This is a genomic window from Rubritalea spongiae, assembly GCF_042652385.1.
In the GTDB taxonomy this organism is placed as follows: Bacteria; Verrucomicrobiota; Verrucomicrobiia; order Verrucomicrobiales; family Akkermansiaceae; genus Rubritalea; species Rubritalea spongiae.
On the sequence record NZ_JBHSJM010000001.1, the window covers coordinates 3,344,872 to 3,363,832 of the forward strand.

The following is an 18,961-nucleotide window of genomic DNA, read 5'->3' on the forward strand; positions in this document are numbered from 1 at the left end:
ATTGGTTAATTGCCGATACTCTTCCAAAGTCTGATGCTTTCGACATCGTTATGGGATTTCTTGCCTTTGACGGAGGAACCAGACCCAACATATTCGGTGAGCTGAGAGAGGAGTTTCTCTGCGAGTTCGGGCTTTGACTCATAGAGGTTGTTTTGCTCGCCCGGATCAGCAGAGAGGTCGTAGAGTTGTGCTTTTGGCGCTCCTTGTTTTTTTGCAGTTGGTTCATTGGGGGCGGTCCAGCCACCTGAGCCGTAGGCGAGGATAAGTTTGTGTTGACCCTGGCGGTAGGCGAAGTGGCCGCTTACGCTGTGGTGGATGATGCCTTCGCGGGTGAACTCGGGTTTTTCTCCTTTGAGTACGGGGAGAATGCTTTCGCTGTCTTCGCCTGCGTTCGTTGGGAGTTCTTTACCGAGGAGCTCAGCACAAGTGCCGAGTAGATCGATTTGGCAGGTGAGAATATCTGATTTGCTACCAGCGGGGATGACTTTTGGCCATTTTACGAGAAATGGTACACGGTGGCCACCTTCCCAAATGTCAGCCTTTGAGCCGCGGAACTGTGCACTGGCGAAGTGGCCTTGGCTTTCAAGGTGTTTGAAGTCGGCACGCTTCGATGTGCCATTGTCACTGGTGACGATGAGAAGGGTGTTTTCTGAGATGCCTTTGTCATCGAGAGCTTTGACGATTTGGCCAACAAAGTCATCGGTCTGCATCACGAAATCTCCGTAGTCTCCGAGACCACTTTTTCCCTGCCACTTTTTAGAAGGGACGATGGGGGTGTGAGGTGAGGGCAGTGGAATATAAGTAAAGAATGGCTTGTCGCTATCGTATTCTGAGATGAATTTTACAGATTCGGCAGCGAGTTTATCAAGCACGTCGATAGCTTCGAAGTCTTCGCTGGCTGGGCCGTCACGGTGGAAGGCTTTCGCGTGGGTGCCTTCGCCCACCCAGTTGCGGTTACGGATCCAGACGTAGGGTGGAAAATCGAGAGAAGCGGAGATGCCGTACCAAGTATCAAAGCCTAGATCGACTGGGCCGCCTTTGATTTCGCCCTTCCAATCGATGTTGGAGAGTTCAGCTGGTGAGAATGATCCTTTGCCTCTTTTCTGTCTTAAACCACTCTTAGGTCTGGCTTTTTTGCCATCAGTGGTAGCGATGTCGAGACCGATGTGCCACTTTCCGATCATAGCAGTAGTGTAGCCATTTTCTCTTAAGAAGCTCGGGACTGTCAGGCGGTCGGTAGGAATGAGAGGCTCACCATAGCCATCGAGCACGCTGCGCTGAAGTTTGCTGCGCCAGTTATAGCGACCTGTCATGATGCTGTAACGTGTGGGCGTGCAAACGGATGAGCTTGTGTGTGCGTCTGTGAAAGTCATTCCTTCGGCCGCGACTTTGTCCATGTGTGGAGTCGGAATCTTACCGCGCTCTGGGTTGAGGCATTGGACATCACCGTAACCGAGATCATCGGCGAGAATGTAGACAATGTTAGGCGCTTTCTCAGAAGCTGCTTGTGCGAAAGCTGGAACAGCCGCGCAGACAGAGAGGATTACTTTTTTGAAGTGGTTCATATGTCGTGTATTTAGTGTAGTGCGGAGTATTTACTCCAGACACACTGGTGATATATCAAAGCTATACAAGGGAACGGGAGAAAATCTTACGTCGAGGCCTGTGTTTTTTACGATAGAAAAATATAAGATTGGCTCATGGTTTTTTTGGAAAATGTAGTGTTTATGAACCTGAAATGAGATGGTCGACAGAGATGTCGTGTGGTTCCGTTGGTAATGTCTTGAGTACTTGGCAAGAGAAACAGACTCCGATGAGTTTACTCTGAGGTGAGCGGTTGACTAATAAGCGATCGTAGTAGCCACCGCCTTTTCCTAATCTTTTACCATCGGGAGTATAGGCGAAGGCTGGTACTAGGAAGAGGTCGATTTGTTCGATTGCTACAGCTGGATGAATCGATGGGTTGGGTTCGGGTATTGCGAAGCGGCCTTTGACTAGGCTGCTGGTTTCGTCCACGCGGTAAAACTGCATCAGGCCGTCTTGGTGAGAAAGAGGATAGACGAGTGCGAGATTTTGGGAATGTAGACTTTGTAGGTTCGGTTCGGTTGGGAGTGCAGCAAAGCTAGCGACTGTGGTGAGTTGCGGATTGTCTTCTGTGTATTGCACAATCTTTTTATTAATGGTTTGAGATTGCTTTATTTTTTCAGAGTGTGAGAGCTGGAGAAGTTTTTCGCGCATTTGTTGGCGGAGGGCATTTTTTTTAAGTTTAAGTTCAGAATCCATGGAGTTGGGTAAAATAAGAGGAAAAGGTGTCGAAATGGTCATTTCCCGCTTGCCAGATAGGATATCTCTGGTAAACGAGCCGTCCCGCTTTGCGCATCAACGCGCATAAATATTCTGCGGAGCAACAATACTAACACTAAAATACCGATTACCATGGCAAGAATTTTCGGAACCGAAATTCCAAATGAGAAGCGCATCGAAGCTTCTCTCCCATACATCTATGGTGTTGGCCCTACTACTGCTAAGAAGATTCTTGAGCAGGCTGGAGTAGACGCCGATATCCGCACAGGTCAACTCACTGAAGAACAACTCGTAAAGATTGCCACGGTAATCACTTCCGAGGCGATTCTTATTGAAGGTGACCTTCGTCGTGAGAAGCAAGCAGCACTCAAGCGCTTGACTTCTATCAACTGTCACCGTGGCCAGTGCCACAAGCGTGGTCTTCCTGTTCGCGGTCAGCGTACGAAGACAAATGCACGTACTCGTAAGGGTAAGAAGCGCACAATGGGTGTAGCTAAGTAAACTTTGACCTGTAAATACAATGTCTGAAGAAATTAAAGAAACTGAAGCTACTGAGGAAGTGGCTCCAACATCAGAAGCTCCTGTAGAGACTCCTACAGCTGAAGCTCCAGCAACTGAAACGCCAGCTGCAACCGAAACTCCGGCTGCTGAAGAAGCACCGAAAAAAGAAGAGAAGAAGCGTGACATTTTCGCTGAACTCGCTGGCGGTGAAGAAGAGCTCAAGATTCACAAGGCGAAGAAGTCTAAGAACATTACTACTGGTATCGTTCACGTGACTGCTACTTTCAACAACACTCTTGTTAACGTTACTGATGCCAATGGTAACGCTATCGGCTGGTCATCCGCTGGTAAGATGGGCTTCAAGGGTTCCCGTAAGTCTACTGCATATGCTGCACAGGTTGTTTCTCAGGACGCATGCCGTCAGGCAATGTCCCACGGTCTCAAGACTGTAGAAGTTCGCGTTAAAGGCCCAGGTGCTGGTCGTGAATCCGCTGTACGTGCTGCTCAAGGCCTTGGTCTTGAAATCTCTGCAATCAAAGATGTGACACCAGTTCCACACAACGGCTGCCGTCCTAAGAAAGCACGTCGCGTATAATTTAACCTAACTTTTTAACTACTTTTTTATTATGGCACGTTATATTGGCCCTAAAGATAAAATCAGCCGCCGTTTCGGTGTAGCTCTCTTCGGACCTTCTAAGGCACTTGAGCGTCGTAACTTCCCACCAGGTCAGCACGGTCTTCGTGCAGGTCGTCGTAAGAAGTCTGACTACTCAGTAGCTCTTGGTGAGAAACAGAAGCTTCGTTTCCAGTTTGGTGTTCTTGAGAAGCAATTCCGCGCATACTACGCAGAGGCATCACGCCAACGTGGTATTACAGGTGACACTCTCGTTCGTCTTCTTGAAACACGTCTCGACAATGTTTGCTACCGTCTTGGTTTCGGCAACACACGTTCAGCAGCACGTCAATTCGTTAACCACGGTCACGTAACAGTGAACGGTGTGAAGACAGACATCGCTTCATATCAGTGTAAGCCAGGTGACGTTATCGCAGTATCTGAGAAGGCTTCTTCTCAGCAGCTCGGTCTCCGCGCTTTAGACCTTACACAGGCAGTTCCACTTAAGGACTGGCTCACAATTGATCGTGAGAAGATGGCCGGCACAATCGCTCGTCTTCCTGAGCCTGATGATTTCGATCACGGCGTAAACGTTCAGCTCGTTGTTGAACTTTACTCACGTTAATCTCACCGAGATTATCCAATTTACAAAAAGCGCAAGGGCTCGGGTCCTTGCGCTTTTTCTTTTCATACGCAATGTGTTGTGGACGAGATGGATAGCATAAAGAGGAATCTTTGGGTATGATCGCAGGCTTTCTGGCTTTGGTACTTGAAGGATCAAATAGGCTAGTTCTATAGTCCCCGCACGCCTATGCACTCTGATGCTCCGAAACCAAATGGTACTGTGGTTGTACCAGCTACGCTATGCGCCCTTACTGGGAGCGTGCTTGCTGTGGGCATGGAGTTGATGGGCTTTTTTAGACCGATCGAGACATTGTTGCATAAGATTTGGTTAGGAGAGCCCTTTTTAATTTCTGAGCCGGTTGTGGTGATGAACTATGTGAACTGGGGGATTGCTTTTGTGGTGAGTTGGTTAGTTGCCTTAGTAGTGTTAGACTCGGCCAATTTATGGCGACGTTTATTGATTGGGGCGATCTCTTTGGTGCTATTGATTGGGGCGGTTCCTTGTTTGGTTTTGTGGGATGTGGAGTGGATGGCGATGGTTCCTTTACTGGCCTTGATGTGGACTTGGTGTTGTGCGCTAGTGTATGCCTCTCAGCATCGCATGCCCTGTGACAAGCTTGCTGAGGTTAGAACAAAGAGTGTGGAGCTTAAGGTGGAGACCATTCCATTTCCTGCCAAAGAGAGGGTGAACTAGTTATGGCGAGAGCGGATTATCCAGAACCAGTCAGAGAACTGATTGCTGAGCTGAAAAAGTTACCTGGCGTGGGGCCGCGGAGCGCGGAGCGCATGGCTGTATGGATGATTCAGCATAAGAAGCGCAACCCATTAGAGCTGGCACAGGCGCTGGCGAATGCGGAAAGGAATGTGACGCTGTGTCCCGCTTGTGGCTTTTTTTCGACTCAAGATGGCTGTTCAGTGTGTGATGATCACACGCGGGATGAGAAGTTGGTCTGTGTTGTAGAACAGCCAACCGATGTGTTACCGATGGAGCGTAGTGGAGCGTTTCGTGGTTACTATCATTGTTTGGGCGGGAAACTTTCTCCGCTCGATAATGTGACGCCTACAGATTTAAAAATTGGCCAATTAGTGAATCGGGTGGAAGCTCTCGATGGTGTGGAAGTGATTTTGGCTCTCAGTTCGGATGTAGAGGGAGAGGCGACAGCGAATTACCTTTCTGAGGTGCTCGCTGAGAAAAACTGCAGGGTGACACGCATCGCGCAGGGGTTGCCCGCCGGTGGTGGGCTGGAGCATGCTGACGAGTTAACTTTGATGCGTGCGTTGCAAGGCAGGCGCTAGCGACCAACTATCCGAAGAGTTCGGTGATGACTTGCCCTTTGCGGCCAGCCATTTTGAATGGACGCTTGGAGGCGCTGTAAATTGTCTGATCGTAGTTGATGCCCATGGCGTGGCCGATGGTTGCATTGAAGTCGGAAGCGGTGACTTTTTCGCTGGTGACGTTCATGCCGGTTTCATCGGTTTCACCGTAGACGAAGCCGCCTTTGATGCCGCCGCCAGCCATCATGGTGGAAAAGGCTTTCGGAAAATGGTCGCGGCCACCTTCTGGTGTGACTTTTGGAGTGCGACCGAATTCGGTAGCGAGGACCACTAAGGTGGAATCGAGTAGGCCTTTAGCTTTGAGATCGATGAGTAGTGCTGAGACAGCTTGGTCAACGATGGGGAGTTTATTTGCGGCTTGTTGGAAGTTGTCGTTGTGCCAATCGAAACCACCGAGTTCTACTTCGACTGAGCGGACACCGCGTTCAACGAGTCGGCGCGCGAGTAGGCAGCCTTTGGAAAAGTTGGCGGCTCCGTAGAGCTTGTGGGTGGCTTCTGATTCGTTAGATAGATCGAAAGCGGTGAGGTCCTCGCTTTTCATCAATTTGACAGCGGAGTTGTAGACTTCATTGTAAGCGCGCACGGACTTGTGGCCTTTGTGGTATTTGGCATCGAATTGGGCGTCGAGCATTTTGCGGACTTCGAGTTGGCGCTGGAAGTCTTGTTCGGTGGCGCGTTTTGGGCGTGAGGAATTTTTTAATCCTTCATTCGGGTTGCCGATGGGTAGTGGTTGAAGGTTGGGTTCCATGAAGCCAGCTCCTGGGTGGTCATTGCCGCAGGAGACGGTGACGAACGAGGGTAGAGTTTCATTGAGAGGTGTGCTGAGTTTATTGACCCAACCACCAGCAGTTGGGTGGACGATGGAGGCACGCTGGGTGTAGCCGGTACGCATGAAGTAGCGGCCGGGGCCGTGAGCGCCCTGGGTCGAGTTCATCGAGCGAATGATGGCGATTTTGTCGGCTTGTTTAGAGAGTTCTGGGAGCCAATGCCCGAGTTGGATGCCATCGACATTGGTTCCAATGGCTTTGGTGTCGCCCATGATTGAAGAGCCAGCAGAGGTCTTGGGATCGAAGGTGTCGATGTGGGTCATGCCGCCAGACATGAAGAGGTAAATGACGTGTTTAGCTTTGCCGCCACCAGCTTTTTTGACGGAAGGTGAGGCAGCGAATGCTTGGGAGTTAAATAGGGTGGCCATGGAGGATCCCACGGAGACACCGAAACAGGTTTGAGCGGTTCTGGCGAGAAAGGTGCGGCGATTGAGTTCAGACATTTTTCTGAGAGTTGAGGTTGGAGAGGATGGCTGGATTATTGGACGAAGAGGAAGCGTTTTGAGTTCAGCATGGCTTTGGCGAGGATGTAGATTTCCTGTTTGCTGCGACTGTATTGCTTCAGCATGATTTCTTCTTCAGAAGTCGGGTAGCTATTGTAGATCGAGAGGAAAAGGACGTTGAGGCGGTCGTTTTCGCGATGGAAGCTTTTGAGCATTTTGCCGATGCGGCTTTGTTGGGTGATGAGGTTATCAATCTGTTTGCCGTTGAGCATGGTGAGGGCCTGGGGGATGGAGGCGTGAGTGTGCTGAGCATTGGTTGTTTCGCGGTCGGATCCGCCAAAATCGCGAGGGAGCGAACCAGGTTTGAAGGGTTGGGGCATTTCTGAGGCGCGTAGGAGGATGTTGTCTTTGGTGCGCAGGTTGTACTGCATGACCATGCTCATCTCTTCCATTTGCTCAGACTGCTTTGCTTTTTTGATGTCGTTCATTTTCTCGTAGAGGCGCTTGAGCTTGGAGGATAGTTGCTTTTCGCGTTGGGTGTCGCCTTCTTGAATGGCTTTATCCTTTTCTGCGCGCAGTTTTTTTGCTTCATTCTGAGGCTCGCGCAGGGCGTCTTCTACGATGTCTGCTTGGTTATCGAGTTTGATAATTTCCTGAGGTGAGGCGCTGACGAGCTGCTGGATGCTGCTTTGGAAGTTTGCCCATTTTTTGAGTTGGTCTTCATTGATGAGATTATCGATGTTGCCTTTGGCGAGAGTGATGAGTGAGTCGTAGAGTTCTTCGGAACTCATGCGGCGGAGTAGTGGGCCGCGGAAGTCGTGGATGCGACCGTCGGTGATTTCAAAATCGCAAGCTTCGCGCTGGAAGAGCTTGGTGTGATAGATGACGCGGAGGGTTTCACGAACATCGAAGTCTGAGGTGTGGAGGATTTGGACGAGGATATCGATGACTTCTTCGTGGGCGATGTTGGAGCGGTCTGTCCAGTTGTCTACAGGTTCAACTAAGCCGTAGCCAAGGGCATGTTTCCAGAGACGATTAACGATGACTTTGCTAAACATTGGGTTGGAGGGGGAAGTGATCCAATCTGCCATTTGTTGGTGTTTGTCGGAGTCGGCGGCGGAAGTTGGCATGGAGCCAAATAGCACATTTGGGGTGACGACGTCTTTGGGTTTGGCATCGTTGTATTTGTAATCGGCAGGTAGGGTGAGTTTTTTGCCAGATTGGAGATTGATAGAGTTCCTGTTGAAGTTGCGAAAGATCGAGTTGAGGTCTCGTGCTTCATTTTTACTTAGCTTGATACGCTCCTTGAGTTCGTTTTTTGTAAGTTGTCGAGTTGGTTTACCTCCGTCTTTTCTTACTTTATATTCGACGACTTCTTTGACCTTTTTACGGACGATCTCACTGTTGTAGGAAATTTCTGAACCAAAGGCTGCGAGTTGATAGTATTGTTTTTGGGTCCAATCTTCGAACGGGTCATCGTGGCACTGGGCGCAGCCGATTTGGGTGCCGAGGAAGACTTTTGAAGTGTTAGAGATGTTGTCGAGCAACATGCCGCGATCTCTGAGGTAGTAACCAACTGCTGGATTAGTGGAGCAGTGGCCGGTGGCGGACAGCATTTTATTGACGATGGTGTCGTAGCCTTGGTTGGTTTTGACGGCGTCGCGCAACCAGACGTGCCAGCCTAGACCGAATTGTTCTTGGTTGGTTTTGAGGCGTAGGAGGTTGGCGTAAAAATTGAACAGATGGGAATTGAATCCGGGTGAGTAGGTGAGTTGTTCGATGAGTTTTGCTCGCTTGTCTTTGGCAGAACTATCGAGAAAGTTTTTGGATTCCTCGTAAGTGGGAATGCGGCCGGTGATGTTGAGATAGGCGCGACGCAGGAAGATAGAATCTTCTAGGATGGAGTTGGGAGCGATGTTATTTTGGGTATTCGCTTCCTCAATGAGGTAGTCAATTTCTGCCGCCGCATTGGTGATAACGGCAAGGGGTTGCTTCTTTGCGATAGAAGTAGAAGTTATCGCTAGAAGGATAAGAATCGGGCGTGCAGTGATCATAAGATAGAAGATGACTTCTACCTAGTATACGAAAATTGTTTCGCAAAGTTACACCTTATAATCAGAAACTTATACAGGTGGATCCCAAGGGTCTTCAGCTTTGCCGCGATTAGGGAGGAACATGCTGACTATCCAGACGAGGGGGTAGGCGATGAGACTGAGCGTGATGCCAGAAGCGAGAAATCCGAGTACGAAGTCACCCATATTGATCGTGTTTGAACCTTCGGCTAAGAGTTGGAAGCCTAAGAAATCGATATCTGGATGCGAAAAAGTTTTCTCAACTTTTGAAATGAAAGGGGGGCGAGGAAGGTTGAGAGTGTTGTGGAGCCAGCATCCGTATTTATGCTGAGTCATCATAATCGGAGCTTGGGTGATGGGGTTGGTTACCCAGCAAGCGGCGATTGCTACAGGCACATTTCCTCGTGCTCGGAGACAGCCAAGTGCCGCCACAAGCATCTGCATGGGAATGGGGAGCATGGCGCAGAAAAGTCCGATAGAGAGACCATTTGCAACAGTTGAGCGGCAGGGGCTCCAGTAGCGCTTGTGGAAAACTGCCTGGGTAAATGGCGTGAGCCATTTGATTTTACGAATGCGTGGGTGGCGCAAGTATCGATAGGTTCGACGAACCATTCTGAGATATTTGCGCTTCATTCGATAGAGATTTCCTATTTAGAAATTAGTCTTCGAGGGGGACGATTCGAATGGAGCCTTTTGGCTTGTCATTAATGTTGTTAGCGAGGGTGTTAGTGGTACTAGCTGAGTCGTTCGCGCTGTTTGAAGGATTTGAATCGAGAGCATTTTTGAGAGCTCCTTCAACTAGTTGGCCGCAGTGAATTTTCATCGGAGGGAGAGCTCCGAGGTCACCGCTGAGCTCTTGTGCATTGAGTTTGGAGGCTTCGTCGAGAGTTTTGCCTTTGAGCATTTCAGTTGCCATAGAGGCGACGGCAATGGCTGTCTGGCAGCCGAATGACTGGAAGGACGCTTTATCGATCACCTTTTTGCCATCTTTTTCGGTAAATTTGAGCCACATACGGAGCATGTCACCGCAATCTGGTGAGCCGACAGTGCCGACGGAGTCAGCGTCTTGCATTTCCCCTTGGTTTTGTGGATTGGCTAGTGTTTCACGTACCTTGTCCTCGAAGTCGCTCATGCAGGGAACATCCCTTTAGTTTGGGGTTCTGGCAAGTGAAGATTGTTGATTTTTGCTAGCTGGCACTTGTAAGATGAAGGGTGTTCTATGATGGTGTGTACAGGAAATGGCTAAGACGACTGAAATTCGAGGGACTGGGAAGCAACGTATTATTGGTAGTGTTGCAGGATGGGGCTTGCGACTAGTCGGCTCGACTTTACGGATCAAGGTCACAGATAACTCTGGTTTGAGTGGGGATTATGCAAAACCTGTGCTCTGGGCGTTTTGGCATAATACGGTGTTTGTGATGCCGTATGTGCGCTTGAAATTTTTTAGGCATCGCAAGGTGGTGGTGCTGACCAGTGCGAGTAAGGATGGCGCGGTGTTAGAGAGTGCTGTTAAAGTCTGTGACATCGGTGCGGTGCGCGGTTCCAGCTCGCGGCGTGCGGTGGCGGCTCTTATAGCTTTAAGAAAAGCGATTAAAGAAGGACTAGACGTGTGTATTACCCCAGATGGACCAAGGGGACCTAAGTACCGACTTCAGGCTGGGATTATCAAAATGGCAGAAGCTACGGGGGCGCCATTGGTTCCAATCCGAGTGAACTACTCTAGTTGTTGGCGCTTGAAAACTTGGGATAGTTTTCGCATTCCCAAGCCTTTCTCGCAGGTGGAAGTGATTTTAGAAAAACCAATGGAAATTGAGCAGGGGCTTTCTGTGGAGCTTTTCGAAGAGAAGCGCTTGGCTGTGGAGAGATGTATGCAGCAAGGGCTTGATGATGTACCGTACGAAAAAGGGCAAGTAGAGTAACTCTACTTGCCCGTGTGAGGTAAGTTGTGATCTCTTATTAAGCTTCTTGCTTGCGCTTACGACGGATGATGAATCCGAGCCCAGCACCGAGAAGGAGCATGGAACTGGATGGTTCAGGAACTGCTACTGGTGGTGTTGGAGGAATTGGTAAGGTTATTGTGCTACCATTGAATTCAGCTTCGCCTGCGAAGAGAAAGTTTCTTCCAGAACGTCCACTTGTAGTGTTGTACACCATTGTGAAGGAAGCGGTATCAGTAAGGCTGAAGAGAACAGCGCGGTTTTCTTGTAGCGCTGTTAACGTAGCAGGATCGGATGGATTATCAGATCCATAACCTTGAGTTGTAGCTGTGAAGTTTGGTTCGCTATAAGTGCCTCCAATGAGAAGTTCTGAATCATTTGTAACAGTATAACTCTGGAAAGCCCCATTGTTGACAAGAGAGAGAGACTCAATGTTGGAACCTTTGTTACCAGTGTCGAGGTCAAAGAGAGCAAAATCCCAGGCACTAGCAGCGACTGCATTGTTAGTGCCGGTGTCTACGATGGTAAAAGTGAACTCTACGTTGGTGCTGTGATTTACGTTAATTTGACCAAATTCACCATTGAGACCGTTGTTATTAGCGTTGGCAAATTTGTATTGACCACCAGAGACTTCAGCAATGAGGTCGAGTGTGCGGCCGTCAACAGAAATAATATTGGCCCAGCGGAACTGGCCACCATCAGATGCTGTATTACCGTTCGCCATGCCTGTGCTGGAGAAGGTGCTGTTACCGAAATCGAGTTTATTAGAGCCGAAATCGAGGAGGGTAGTTGCAGAAACATTGCTTACAAATGCAACGGCAACTATTACGGGGAGGAATGTGTGTGTGTTCATATTGTTGGGGAGATGAGATTTGAAGTGACTATCTCGACACCCAATGACGTATTGATGTAGACTTGGGAAGTCAAGTCTGTGTTGCTATTAGAAGGTTACACTTCTTGTTGAAGTTGTTTTTTATTGCGCAGACGAGCCTCTCTGGCTAGTTCTGATCCATGCAAAAAATCGACGGAAAACTAGTTGCGGAGAGGGTTCTCTCTGAGTGCAAAGAGCAGATTGCAGAGCTCCAAGATAAGGGAATTACACCTGGACTAGCAGTAGTGTTGATTGGAGAAGATCCCGCTTCCAAAGTTTACGTCGGTTCGAAAGCTCGCAAATGTGAAGAGCTTGGAATTTATTCGCGAAAGATCGAGATGGCTGCGGATTCGACGCAAGAGGAAGTAATGGCTGTAGTAGAGGAGTTGAACAACGACCCAGCTATTCATGGTATTCTTGTGCAATCGCCACCTCCGGCACACATTGATGAAGAGGCGATCGTTCGAGCTATTAATCCAGCGAAAGATGTTGATGGTTTCCATCCGGAGAATGTTGCGAAGCTCGCTTTGGAAGACCCTAGTGGTTACGTTCCGTGTACTCCGGCTGGTTGCATGCGCTTGCTGAAAGATGCGGGGGTGGAAACTTCTGGGGCAGAAGCAGTGGTGATTGGGCGTTCGATGATCGTAGGTAAGCCGATGGCTTTACTTTTGATGGGACGTGAAGGGAATGCCACTGTGACTGTTGCGCATTCGCGGACTAAAGATTTGGCTGAAGTTTGTGGTCGGGCTGACATTATTGTTGCTGCGATTGGTAAACCTGAATTCGTGACTGCAAACATGGTCAAAGAAGGGGCGACAGTGATCGATGTTGGGATCAATCGTGTAGAAGATGCTTCGAAGAAGAGTGGTTATAGACTAGTGGGCGATGTAGCTTACGATGAAGTCGCACCGAAGTGTAAAGCGATTACGCCTGTGCCTGGTGGCGTTGGGCCGATGACGATTGCGATGTTGATGCAGAATACTGTGCAGGCTGCGAAGTTTGCCAATGGAATTGCGTAAGCGCGCGGCAGCAAACATTTTTATTTACGACCTCTATCTAGAGGGAAGCCTGTGAGTTAAGATTGCTCACAGGCTTTTTTGTATCCTCTGTTAGAGAGGATGACGATGAGAGCTCCAGTGAGGATAGCGAATGAGGCAATGATGAAATGTGTGGTGAGAGGTTCTGCAGCGAAGAAGATCCCTCCAGCGGTAGCGAGGACGGGTGCGGTGAGTTGGATTACTGCGGCAGAGATCGGTTTGAGGTCTTTGAGGACTCGGTACCAAATGGCGTAACCTAGACCTGAAGTGAGTGCCCCGGAGCTGAGTGCTAGTAGAGAGCCTTTCGGAGTGATAGCGATGTGTGGAAAACTGAAGAGAATCAGTGGGATAGTGAGTGGGATGGTGCGTACGAAATTATGTGCTGTGTCTCTGAGGGGATTGAGAGAGCCTGAACCGAAGAGGGTGTAATAGGTCCAAGCGATGCCAGCGACAAGCATCAGCAGAAACCCAGTGAGTGAGGGTGTGGATAGACTCGGTTTTACAAGGTAGATAAAACCGAGCAAGGCGACGGCCATACCGAGGAAGACAGCGGGTTTGATAGAGTTTCCTTTGAGTAAGCTGTCGACCAGTGTGGTTATTTGGACAGCTCCAAAAAGCACGAGGGCACCAGTTCCTGTTTCTAAAGATCTATAAGCGTAAGAGAAAGTTACAGCATAGAGAAATAGCATGCAGGCAGCACGCCAGCTTCCTTTACTTCGGGGAGGGTTGCCCTTCAGTGTGCATTTGTGGAGTATCCAGAGAACAAGAGCTCCAGCATAGAGGCGGATCACAGTGAAGCTAGTGGGGTCTACCGCATTTTCACTGAGCGCAATTCTACCGAGCACCGAGTTGCCAGCAAAGGCGATGAGAGCTAGCAGGGTGTAGAAACCCAGTTTGCGGATGGAAGTGGAGGTCACGAGTCTGTTTTTGTGCTTTTCCGTTTGAAGACCGAGGAGAAGTCAGAGCTAACAGCATAAGCACAGGGGATAAGGAAGAGGGTAATCACGGTGGCAAATAAAATACCAAAGCCAAGCGAGACAGCCATGGGGATGAGGAACTGCGCTTGGATCGAGCTTTCAAAGATGATTGGCATAAGACCGGCGAAGGTTGTGAGTGAGGTGAGCATGATCGGGCGGAAGCGGCGGATGCCAGATTCAGCGATCGCTTGTTTGAGTGGCATGCCTTCTTCTACTTTCTTGTTGATGAAATCTACGATTACGAGGGAGTCGTTCACAACAACTCCAGCGAGGGCAAGCATGCCGAAGAAGGAAAGATAAGAAACATCGATGTCTAGTATGATATGTCCCCAGTATGCGCCAATCACACCGAAAGGAACAGCGAGCATGACGAAGAAGGGCTGGAGGAAGGATTTGAATGGGATGGCGAGTAGTGAATAGAGGGTGAAAGTGAGAATTACCGCGAGAGCAATGATGCGCTTGTTACCCTTTTTATATTCGGCGAGCTCACCTTCGTAATTCCAGTGGACACTCGGGTAGTCGAGAGCGAGCTTGTTGAGGTAGGCGGTGAGTTCAGGTTCTAACTTAGTAATCTTGTAATCAGTTTTAGCAACGGCTGCGACTTCGGTGAAGCGTGCACCTTCCTTGCGTTTGATGCGGCGTGGAGAGACTCCTTCACTGACAGTTGCAAGCTGCGAGATGCTAGCAAGTTGCCCGTTCGGTAGGGAGACGCGTAAAGTATCAAGAGTGTGGAGGGATTCGCGTTGTTCCTCCGGTAATGTCAGCATGACTTCGAGTTCTTCGTCAGCAGTTTGGAATTTCTGAACTTGGGTGCCATAGAAGGCATTGCGTACTTGCTGGGCGAGGTCGCCTTGAGTGAGGCCCGCTTCACGTCCTGCTCCGTTGAGCTGAATGTCGAGTTCGCGTTGTTCTCGCTGGCGGTCTGACCAAGCACTGCGAATGTTTTCTTGGCTTCTAAGCCATTCTTTCAGTTCAGTTTCGAAGCCGACGCGTTCTTCGTCATTGTTGGAACGTACAGTGACTCTGATTGGGTCAGATTGCTGGCCTCGGGAATTATTTTGTTCACCGCGAATGTAGAAGTTGCGCACGCCAGGCATTTCCCCGACTGCGTCCTGCCAGGCTTCGGCGATCTCAGCATTTTTGGGACCAGGGGTGGTGCGCTGTCCTGGAGGGACAATTTCTGCGAGCACATATCCTTCTGTCGGGTCTGCGCGGTCGTGCCAAGGCTTTCCTCCTGACGAGGTGACGACATTTCCGATGAGAGACTCGCCGGTGCCGCTGTCGGTAAAGTCATTGCGAATCGAGTCTAAACCATCGACTACTTGCTGCACGCGTCTGTCGGTTTCTTCAAATGAGGTGCCAGCGACAGTGTCTAGCGTTGCAAAGATAAAGTAGCGATCAGTGGATGGAGCGGGGTTGAAGTTATCCGTTTTTACATACCATCCTATGGTGAGGAGGAGAGAGGCTACAAAGAGTGAAATTGTGGAGTAGCGATGACGGAGAGAGAAATCAAGAATGGGTTTGTAGACTCGCTGGATGAATTTCTCTAGACCGTCGGCAATGTAGCGCTGGGTGCGAACCAACCAGCCGGCATTTTTACGGTTGGTTTTGAGGTGTTTGAGGTGGGCTGGGAGAATGAACTTGGATTCTACTAGTGAGAAGAGCAGGACGGGGATGACAACGAGTGGGATCTGGCGAGCCATTTCACCGAGGTGGCCTTCGATGAACATCAGTGGAACAAAAGCGGCAATGGTGGTGATCATGCCAAAGGTGACGGGAGTGGCTACTTCTTGAGTGCCAATCACGGCAGCATCTAGTGAGGAGAGCTTGCCGTCTCGAATCCGTGAATAGATATTTTCACCTGTGACAATGGCATCATCGACCACAATACCTAGTACGAGAATGAAGCCGAAGAGGCTCATGTTATTCGCGGAGACTCCGAGGTAGTGCATGGCTATGATGCCGCCAGCAAAACTGATAGGAATGCCGGCGACGACCCAGAATGCAATCTGTGGGCGAAGGAAAAGGCCTAGGAAAATGAGCACCAGAATACCGCCTTGGAGCAAGTTGACCATGAGGGTGTTGAGGCGACCTTTCAGACTGATCGAGTCATCATCCCATGTGGCGAGATTTACACCTTCTGGGAAACGTTCTTTGGCTTGTGCTACATAGTCGTGCACAGAGTTGGCAATTTTTAGCGAGTTCTCGCCATCGAGTCGGAGGATTTCTATCAGAATGGCATTTTGACCATTGTAGCGAAGGACTTTTTCGTCCTCAGCCAAGGAGTCGCGGACAGTGGCGACGTCTTTCAGACGAAGCTCGGAACCATTTTCACGAGAGATAACGAGCTCGCTGAATTGTTCCGCTTCATATGCTTGTGAGCTGGAGCGAATGAGAATGCGTTCCCCGTTGTTGTTCACTGAACCTGCAGAGAGGTCAATGGAGGCTTCGCGGATTTTTTGGGTGAGCGTGGTCAGGGAAAGGTTGTATGAATTGAGGATTTCAGGTTTGGCTTCGATTAGTATTTTCTTACTGCGTTGTCCCTTGATTTCTACTTTTGAAATTCCGTCGATGGAGGTGAGATCGTCACGGACTTTTTTTGCGGCAGAGAGCAGATCGGAATTGGAGAGATCTCCATAGACAGCTACTGAAATGACCTCGAGCCAATTGGCGGAATTGGGAACGAAGATAGTTGGTTTTTCAGATTCTGAGGGAAAAGTGCTGATCCGTTCGATGCGTGCACTAATTTCGTTTTTGACTTTATCGATGTCGGCGGAGCGATCGATTTGCATTCGGAAGCTCGCATTATTGCGGTCGGCCTCTGAGAAAATTTCATCGATTTCAGAGATATCAGCCATGGCACTCTCGACAGGCAGGACGATTTTCTGCTCTACGTCTTTTGGGCTGCCTCCGCGCAGAGGAACGCGTACGTGCACCTGAGGGTACTCGATAGATGGTTCAATTTCTACTGGGAGGTTGAAGTAGGCTGTGTAGCCTCCAAATAAAAGAATAGCTAACATGAGAATGTTAGCTGCTACGTGATTTTTTGCGAACCAGCGGATCATTTGTGAGATTGTTGATGAATTGATTTCCAATAGTCGAGGCGCTCCTTGATGCGCTTCTCAAGACCATTTTCAGTAGGCGTATAATAGTGTCTGCCTTCTGGGAGATACGACTGCGGAACATAATTCCCTTCAAAAGAATGAGAATAAAAATATTCGAGAGCGTCATCGCTCGTGCCGGAACTGGATGCGAGTTTCTTTCTGGTCGGTGTGCGGAGGTGTGCTGGGACTGAGAGCGTGCGGCCAGTTTGGACATCAGCCATGGCTTCTCCGAGAGCTGCATACGCGCTGTTAGATTTAGGTGCTGTAGCGAGGTAGACGGTGGCGTGAGCAAGCGGGATACGGCCTTCAGGCATACCAATGAACTCAAATGCTTGCTGTGCATCCATCGCGACACGGAGGGCGTTAGAGTCTGCTAGACCGATGTCTTCGCTTGCTGAAATGACTAATCGCCGAGCGATGAAACGAGGGTCTTCTCCTGCGTGGAGCATCTTGGCGAGCCAATAAAGTGCGGCATCTGGATCTGATCCACGGATTGATTTTATGAACGCAGAAATGGTATCATAATGCGCATCTCCAGAGGCATCGTATACAATCGCTTTTTGCTGGATTGATTCTTCGGCGATTTCGAGAGTGATTTCGACCGTGTTATTTTCACAAGCTGGAGTGGTGAGAGCTGCGAGGTCGAGGGCGGTGAGAGCCTTGCGGACATCGCCGTCAGATTTTTCAGCGATGTGATGGAGCGCTTCTTTGTGAGCTTTAATCTTAAGTTTGCCGAGTCCACGTTCTGCATCGCTAAGTGCTCGATTGAGAACCTCGATGACTTCATCAGTTGCGAGTGATTCTAACTGGAAGATCTGTGAACGAGAGGTTAGGGGGGAGTTGACGTAGTAATAAGGGTTATGGGTGGTGGCACCGATGAAGCGTACTGTGCCGCGTTCGATGTGAGGGAGGAGCACGTCTTGTTGGGCTTTATTGAAGCGGTGGATTTCGTCGATGAATAGAATGGTTGTTTCACCGCGCAGTTTTTTCCAGGTGCGTGCTTGGGCTATTTTGTCGCGAATTTCGGAGACATTACTTTCCACGCCGTTGAGCATTTCAAAACGGGAATTGGTGGTCTTGGCAATGACGGTAGCGAGGCTAGTCTTTCCAGTTCCCGGAGGGCCGTAAAAAATGAGTGAGCTGAAGAGGTCTGCTTCAATCGCGCGCCTGAGTAAGTTCCCTTTTCCAAGGATATGCTGTTGGCCTGCGACTTCTTCGAGAGTGCGCGGGCGCATCCGTGCAGCAAGAGGCTGGTCGTGCATAGGGTGCTCTTGATCTGCGGCGTCCTGTGGGCGCGGATCATCTGGGAAAAGTGAATCCATGTGGGAGGTAGTTGAAACGAAATTCTATGGGCTGGCAATGGAGGAAGTCGGCGAGTTCGAATCTTTTCAGAAATGCTTGCAGAAATGGCAAAAATCATAAAAGTCAGTGCTATGGAAGGCATTGAAAAAATCTTAAGAAATAACAAGCAGTGGGCTGAGGGAATCACCGAGAAAGATGCTCAGTATTTTGAGGAATTAGCCAAGGGGCAGTCACCAGAATATTTGTGGATTGGTTGCGCGGATTCGCGTGTTCCTGCGAATGAATTGTTAGGCTTGAAGCCAGGTGAAGTGTTTGTGCACCGCAATGTGGCTAATCTCGTGCTGCACGCTGACTTTAATAGCCTTGCTGTGATTCACTACGCGGTGGAGTATTTGAAAGTGAAGTACATTATCGTTTGTGGCCACTACGGCTGTGGTGGGGTTCAGGCTGCGATGTCAGGAAATCGCTTTGGTCTCGTCGACAACTGGATTCGCCACGTGGATGATGTGATGAGTGTCTATGAGGAAGAGCTGGCTGAACTCGATGAAGATGCTAAGTTTAAGCGTCTCTGTGAGCTGAACGCGATCGAGCAAGCTGTTAATGTCTCTCAATCTCCACCAGTGTTAGACGCATGGGAAAGAGGCCAAGAACTGCATGTTTACGCGATGGTTTACGATCTCAATGATGGCCTGCTCAAACCAGTGGCACCGCCGATTCTTGAACCGCAGAAGTTTGGGCTCGCGAAACGCTCTTAAGTAATTTCAAGAGATCTTATACCATTCTCCCGGCTATATTGTCGGAATGGATGATTTTGATATGAACGCTAGTCAGCGGAGCTGATTACAATAAAGAGCGGCATTACTTCGGCTTCATTTCTGCGTTTTTCCTCAGTCATGTAGCCTGCTACAATCCTTCGTCATGCCTTGAGATGAAGGCCAAATTAACACCGCCATTCCGACAATCTATCCACTCAAATGGTATTAGAGAAAATTTAAAATCCCCAGAGTGAGATGC

At 49.4% G+C, this 18,961-nt stretch carries 18 protein-coding genes; 8 read left to right on the forward strand and 10 right to left on the reverse strand.

What is annotated here, in order from left to right:
• Window positions 1–5 precede the first annotated feature (5 nt).
• Window positions 6–1,565: a sulfatase family protein gene (locus ACFPK9_RS14795; RefSeq protein WP_377096010.1), complete on the reverse strand. Its 1,560-nt coding sequence runs from the start codon at window positions 1,563–1,565 to the stop codon at window positions 6–8.
• A gap of 160 nt (window positions 1,566–1,725) precedes the next feature.
• Window positions 1,726–2,283, reverse strand: a complete 558-nt coding sequence (locus ACFPK9_RS14800; protein WP_377096013.1) for a 5-formyltetrahydrofolate cyclo-ligase — start codon at window positions 2,281–2,283, stop codon at window positions 1,726–1,728.
• A 153-nt stretch (window positions 2,284–2,436) separates the two neighbouring features.
• Here ACFPK9_RS14800 and rpsM point away from each other — a divergent pair, with 153 nt between their 5' ends.
• The 5 genes from rpsM to recR all read left to right on the forward strand — a co-directional run bounded on the left by rpsM (window position 2,437) and on the right by recR (window position 5,338).
• Window positions 2,437–2,805, forward strand: a complete 369-nt coding sequence (gene rpsM, locus ACFPK9_RS14805) for a 30S ribosomal protein S13 (RefSeq protein WP_377096015.1) — start codon at window positions 2,437–2,439, stop codon at window positions 2,803–2,805.
• Between the two features lie 19 nt (window positions 2,806–2,824).
• Window positions 2,825–3,400, forward strand: coding sequence for a 30S ribosomal protein S11 (gene rpsK / locus ACFPK9_RS14810; RefSeq protein ID WP_377096018.1), 576 nt, complete (start codon window positions 2,825–2,827; stop codon window positions 3,398–3,400).
• 31 nt (window positions 3,401–3,431) lie between these two features.
• Entirely contained in the window at window positions 3,432–4,043 is a 612-nt protein-coding gene (rpsD, locus tag ACFPK9_RS14815) for a 30S ribosomal protein S4 (protein ID WP_377096022.1), read from the forward strand.
• 186 nt (window positions 4,044–4,229) lie between these two features.
• On the forward strand, window positions 4,230–4,736 hold the full coding sequence (locus ACFPK9_RS14820; RefSeq protein WP_377096025.1) for a hypothetical protein: 507 nt from the start codon (window positions 4,230–4,232) through the stop codon (window positions 4,734–4,736).
• A gap of 2 nt (window positions 4,737–4,738) precedes the next feature.
• Complete coding sequence (gene recR / locus ACFPK9_RS14825; protein ID WP_377096028.1) at window positions 4,739–5,338, forward strand: recombination mediator RecR; 600 nt, start codon at window positions 4,739–4,741, stop codon at window positions 5,336–5,338.
• A 7-nt stretch (window positions 5,339–5,345) separates the two neighbouring features.
• Here recR and ACFPK9_RS14830 read toward each other — a convergent pair whose 3' ends face one another.
• The 4 genes from ACFPK9_RS14830 to ACFPK9_RS14845 all read right to left on the reverse strand — a co-directional run bounded on the left by ACFPK9_RS14830 (window position 5,346) and on the right by ACFPK9_RS14845 (window position 9,851).
• Window positions 5,346–6,647: a DUF1501 domain-containing protein gene (locus ACFPK9_RS14830; protein ID WP_377096031.1), complete on the reverse strand. Its 1,302-nt coding sequence runs from the start codon at window positions 6,645–6,647 to the stop codon at window positions 5,346–5,348.
• A 35-nt stretch (window positions 6,648–6,682) separates the two neighbouring features.
• The gene (locus tag ACFPK9_RS14835; RefSeq protein ID WP_377096034.1) at window positions 6,683–8,701 is read right to left on the reverse strand and encodes a DUF1549 domain-containing protein; all 2,019 of its coding nucleotides are present in this window, start codon (window positions 8,699–8,701) and stop codon (window positions 6,683–6,685) included.
• Window positions 8,702–8,770: 69 nt separating this feature from the next.
• A complete protein-coding gene (locus ACFPK9_RS14840) occupies window positions 8,771–9,352 on the reverse strand; it encodes a DUF2062 domain-containing protein (RefSeq protein ID WP_377096037.1) in 582 nt (193 codons plus the stop codon).
• Window positions 9,353–9,377: 25 nt separating this feature from the next.
• Complete coding sequence (locus ACFPK9_RS14845) at window positions 9,378–9,851, reverse strand: iron-sulfur cluster assembly scaffold protein (protein WP_377096040.1); 474 nt, start codon at window positions 9,849–9,851, stop codon at window positions 9,378–9,380.
• A gap of 106 nt (window positions 9,852–9,957) precedes the next feature.
• Here ACFPK9_RS14845 and ACFPK9_RS14850 point away from each other — a divergent pair, with 106 nt between their 5' ends.
• Entirely contained in the window at window positions 9,958–10,638 is a 681-nt protein-coding gene (locus ACFPK9_RS14850) for a lysophospholipid acyltransferase family protein (protein WP_377096042.1), read from the forward strand.
• 37 nt (window positions 10,639–10,675) lie between these two features.
• On the opposite strand, the gene ACFPK9_RS14855 is transcribed toward ACFPK9_RS14850, so the two are convergent.
• The gene (locus tag ACFPK9_RS14855; protein ID WP_377096045.1) at window positions 10,676–11,509 is read right to left on the reverse strand and encodes a PEP-CTERM sorting domain-containing protein; all 834 of its coding nucleotides are present in this window, start codon (window positions 11,507–11,509) and stop codon (window positions 10,676–10,678) included.
• A gap of 158 nt (window positions 11,510–11,667) precedes the next feature.
• Between ACFPK9_RS14855 and folD the strand changes: the two genes are divergently transcribed.
• Window positions 11,668–12,546 (forward strand): bifunctional methylenetetrahydrofolate dehydrogenase/methenyltetrahydrofolate cyclohydrolase FolD, encoded by an 879-nt coding sequence (gene folD / locus ACFPK9_RS14860; protein ID WP_377096047.1) that lies wholly within the window; start codon window positions 11,668–11,670, stop codon window positions 12,544–12,546.
• 56 nt (window positions 12,547–12,602) lie between these two features.
• Here the strand turns inward: folD and ACFPK9_RS14865 are convergent, their stop codons facing one another.
• Genes ACFPK9_RS14865 through ACFPK9_RS14875 form a run of 3 tightly spaced genes read right to left on the reverse strand, consistent with a single transcriptional unit; the run spans window position 12,603 to window position 17,967 of the window.
• Window positions 12,603–13,481: a DMT family transporter gene (locus ACFPK9_RS14865; protein WP_377096050.1), complete on the reverse strand. Its 879-nt coding sequence runs from the start codon at window positions 13,479–13,481 to the stop codon at window positions 12,603–12,605.
• Window positions 13,478–16,606: an efflux RND transporter permease subunit gene (locus tag ACFPK9_RS14870; RefSeq protein ID WP_377096053.1), complete on the reverse strand. Its 3,129-nt coding sequence runs from the start codon at window positions 16,604–16,606 to the stop codon at window positions 13,478–13,480. The genes ACFPK9_RS14865 and ACFPK9_RS14870 overlap by 4 nt, the downstream gene beginning before the upstream one ends.
• The gene (locus tag ACFPK9_RS14875) at window positions 16,603–17,967 is read right to left on the reverse strand and encodes a replication-associated recombination protein A (protein ID WP_377096056.1); all 1,365 of its coding nucleotides are present in this window, start codon (window positions 17,965–17,967) and stop codon (window positions 16,603–16,605) included. The genes ACFPK9_RS14870 and ACFPK9_RS14875 overlap by 4 nt, the downstream gene beginning before the upstream one ends.
• An 84-nt stretch (window positions 17,968–18,051) precedes the next feature.
• Here ACFPK9_RS14875 and ACFPK9_RS14880 point away from each other — a divergent pair, with 84 nt between their 5' ends.
• On the forward strand, window positions 18,052–18,702 hold the full coding sequence (locus ACFPK9_RS14880; RefSeq protein WP_377096059.1) for a carbonic anhydrase: 651 nt from the start codon (window positions 18,052–18,054) through the stop codon (window positions 18,700–18,702).
• The last annotated feature ends 259 nt before the right edge of the window (window positions 18,703–18,961 follow it).

What these genes read in the sequence shown, in the direction of transcription:
- ACFPK9_RS14850 (WP_377096042.1), top strand. Translation starts at nt 9,958, where the DNA reads ATGGCTAAGACGACTGAAATTCGAGGGACTGGGAAGCAACGTATTATT.
- folD (WP_377096047.1), top strand. Translation starts at nt 11,668, where the DNA reads ATGCAAAAAATCGACGGAAAACTAGTTGCGGAGAGGGTTCTCTCTGAG.
- ACFPK9_RS14880 (WP_377096059.1), top strand. Translation starts at nt 18,052, where the DNA reads ATGGCAAAAATCATAAAAGTCAGTGCTATGGAAGGCATTGAAAAAATC.
- ACFPK9_RS14840 (WP_377096037.1), bottom strand. Translation starts at nt 9,352, where the DNA reads ATGAAGCGCAAATATCTCAGAATGGTTCGTCGAACCTATCGATACTTG.
- ACFPK9_RS14870 (WP_377096053.1), bottom strand. Translation starts at nt 16,606, where the DNA reads ATGATCCGCTGGTTCGCAAAAAATCACGTAGCAGCTAACATTCTCATG.
- ACFPK9_RS14855 (WP_377096045.1), bottom strand. Translation starts at nt 11,509, where the DNA reads ATGAACACACACACATTCCTCCCCGTAATAGTTGCCGTTGCATTTGTA.
- ACFPK9_RS14820 (WP_377096025.1), top strand. Translation starts at nt 4,230, where the DNA reads ATGCACTCTGATGCTCCGAAACCAAATGGTACTGTGGTTGTACCAGCT.
- rpsK (WP_377096018.1), top strand. Translation starts at nt 2,825, where the DNA reads ATGTCTGAAGAAATTAAAGAAACTGAAGCTACTGAGGAAGTGGCTCCA.
- rpsM (WP_377096015.1), top strand. Translation starts at nt 2,437, where the DNA reads ATGGCAAGAATTTTCGGAACCGAAATTCCAAATGAGAAGCGCATCGAA.
- ACFPK9_RS14800 (WP_377096013.1), bottom strand. Translation starts at nt 2,283, where the DNA reads ATGGATTCTGAACTTAAACTTAAAAAAAATGCCCTCCGCCAACAAATG.
- ACFPK9_RS14875 (WP_377096056.1), bottom strand. Translation starts at nt 17,967, where the DNA reads ATGGATTCACTTTTCCCAGATGATCCGCGCCCACAGGACGCCGCAGAT.
- ACFPK9_RS14795 (WP_377096010.1), bottom strand. Translation starts at nt 1,565, where the DNA reads ATGAACCACTTCAAAAAAGTAATCCTCTCTGTCTGCGCGGCTGTTCCA.
- rpsD (WP_377096022.1), top strand. Translation starts at nt 3,432, where the DNA reads ATGGCACGTTATATTGGCCCTAAAGATAAAATCAGCCGCCGTTTCGGT.
- recR (WP_377096028.1), top strand. Translation starts at nt 4,739, where the DNA reads ATGGCGAGAGCGGATTATCCAGAACCAGTCAGAGAACTGATTGCTGAG.
- ACFPK9_RS14835 (WP_377096034.1), bottom strand. Translation starts at nt 8,701, where the DNA reads ATGATCACTGCACGCCCGATTCTTATCCTTCTAGCGATAACTTCTACT.
- ACFPK9_RS14845 (WP_377096040.1), bottom strand. Translation starts at nt 9,851, where the DNA reads ATGAGCGACTTCGAGGACAAGGTACGTGAAACACTAGCCAATCCACAA.
- ACFPK9_RS14830 (WP_377096031.1), bottom strand. Translation starts at nt 6,647, where the DNA reads ATGTCTGAACTCAATCGCCGCACCTTTCTCGCCAGAACCGCTCAAACC.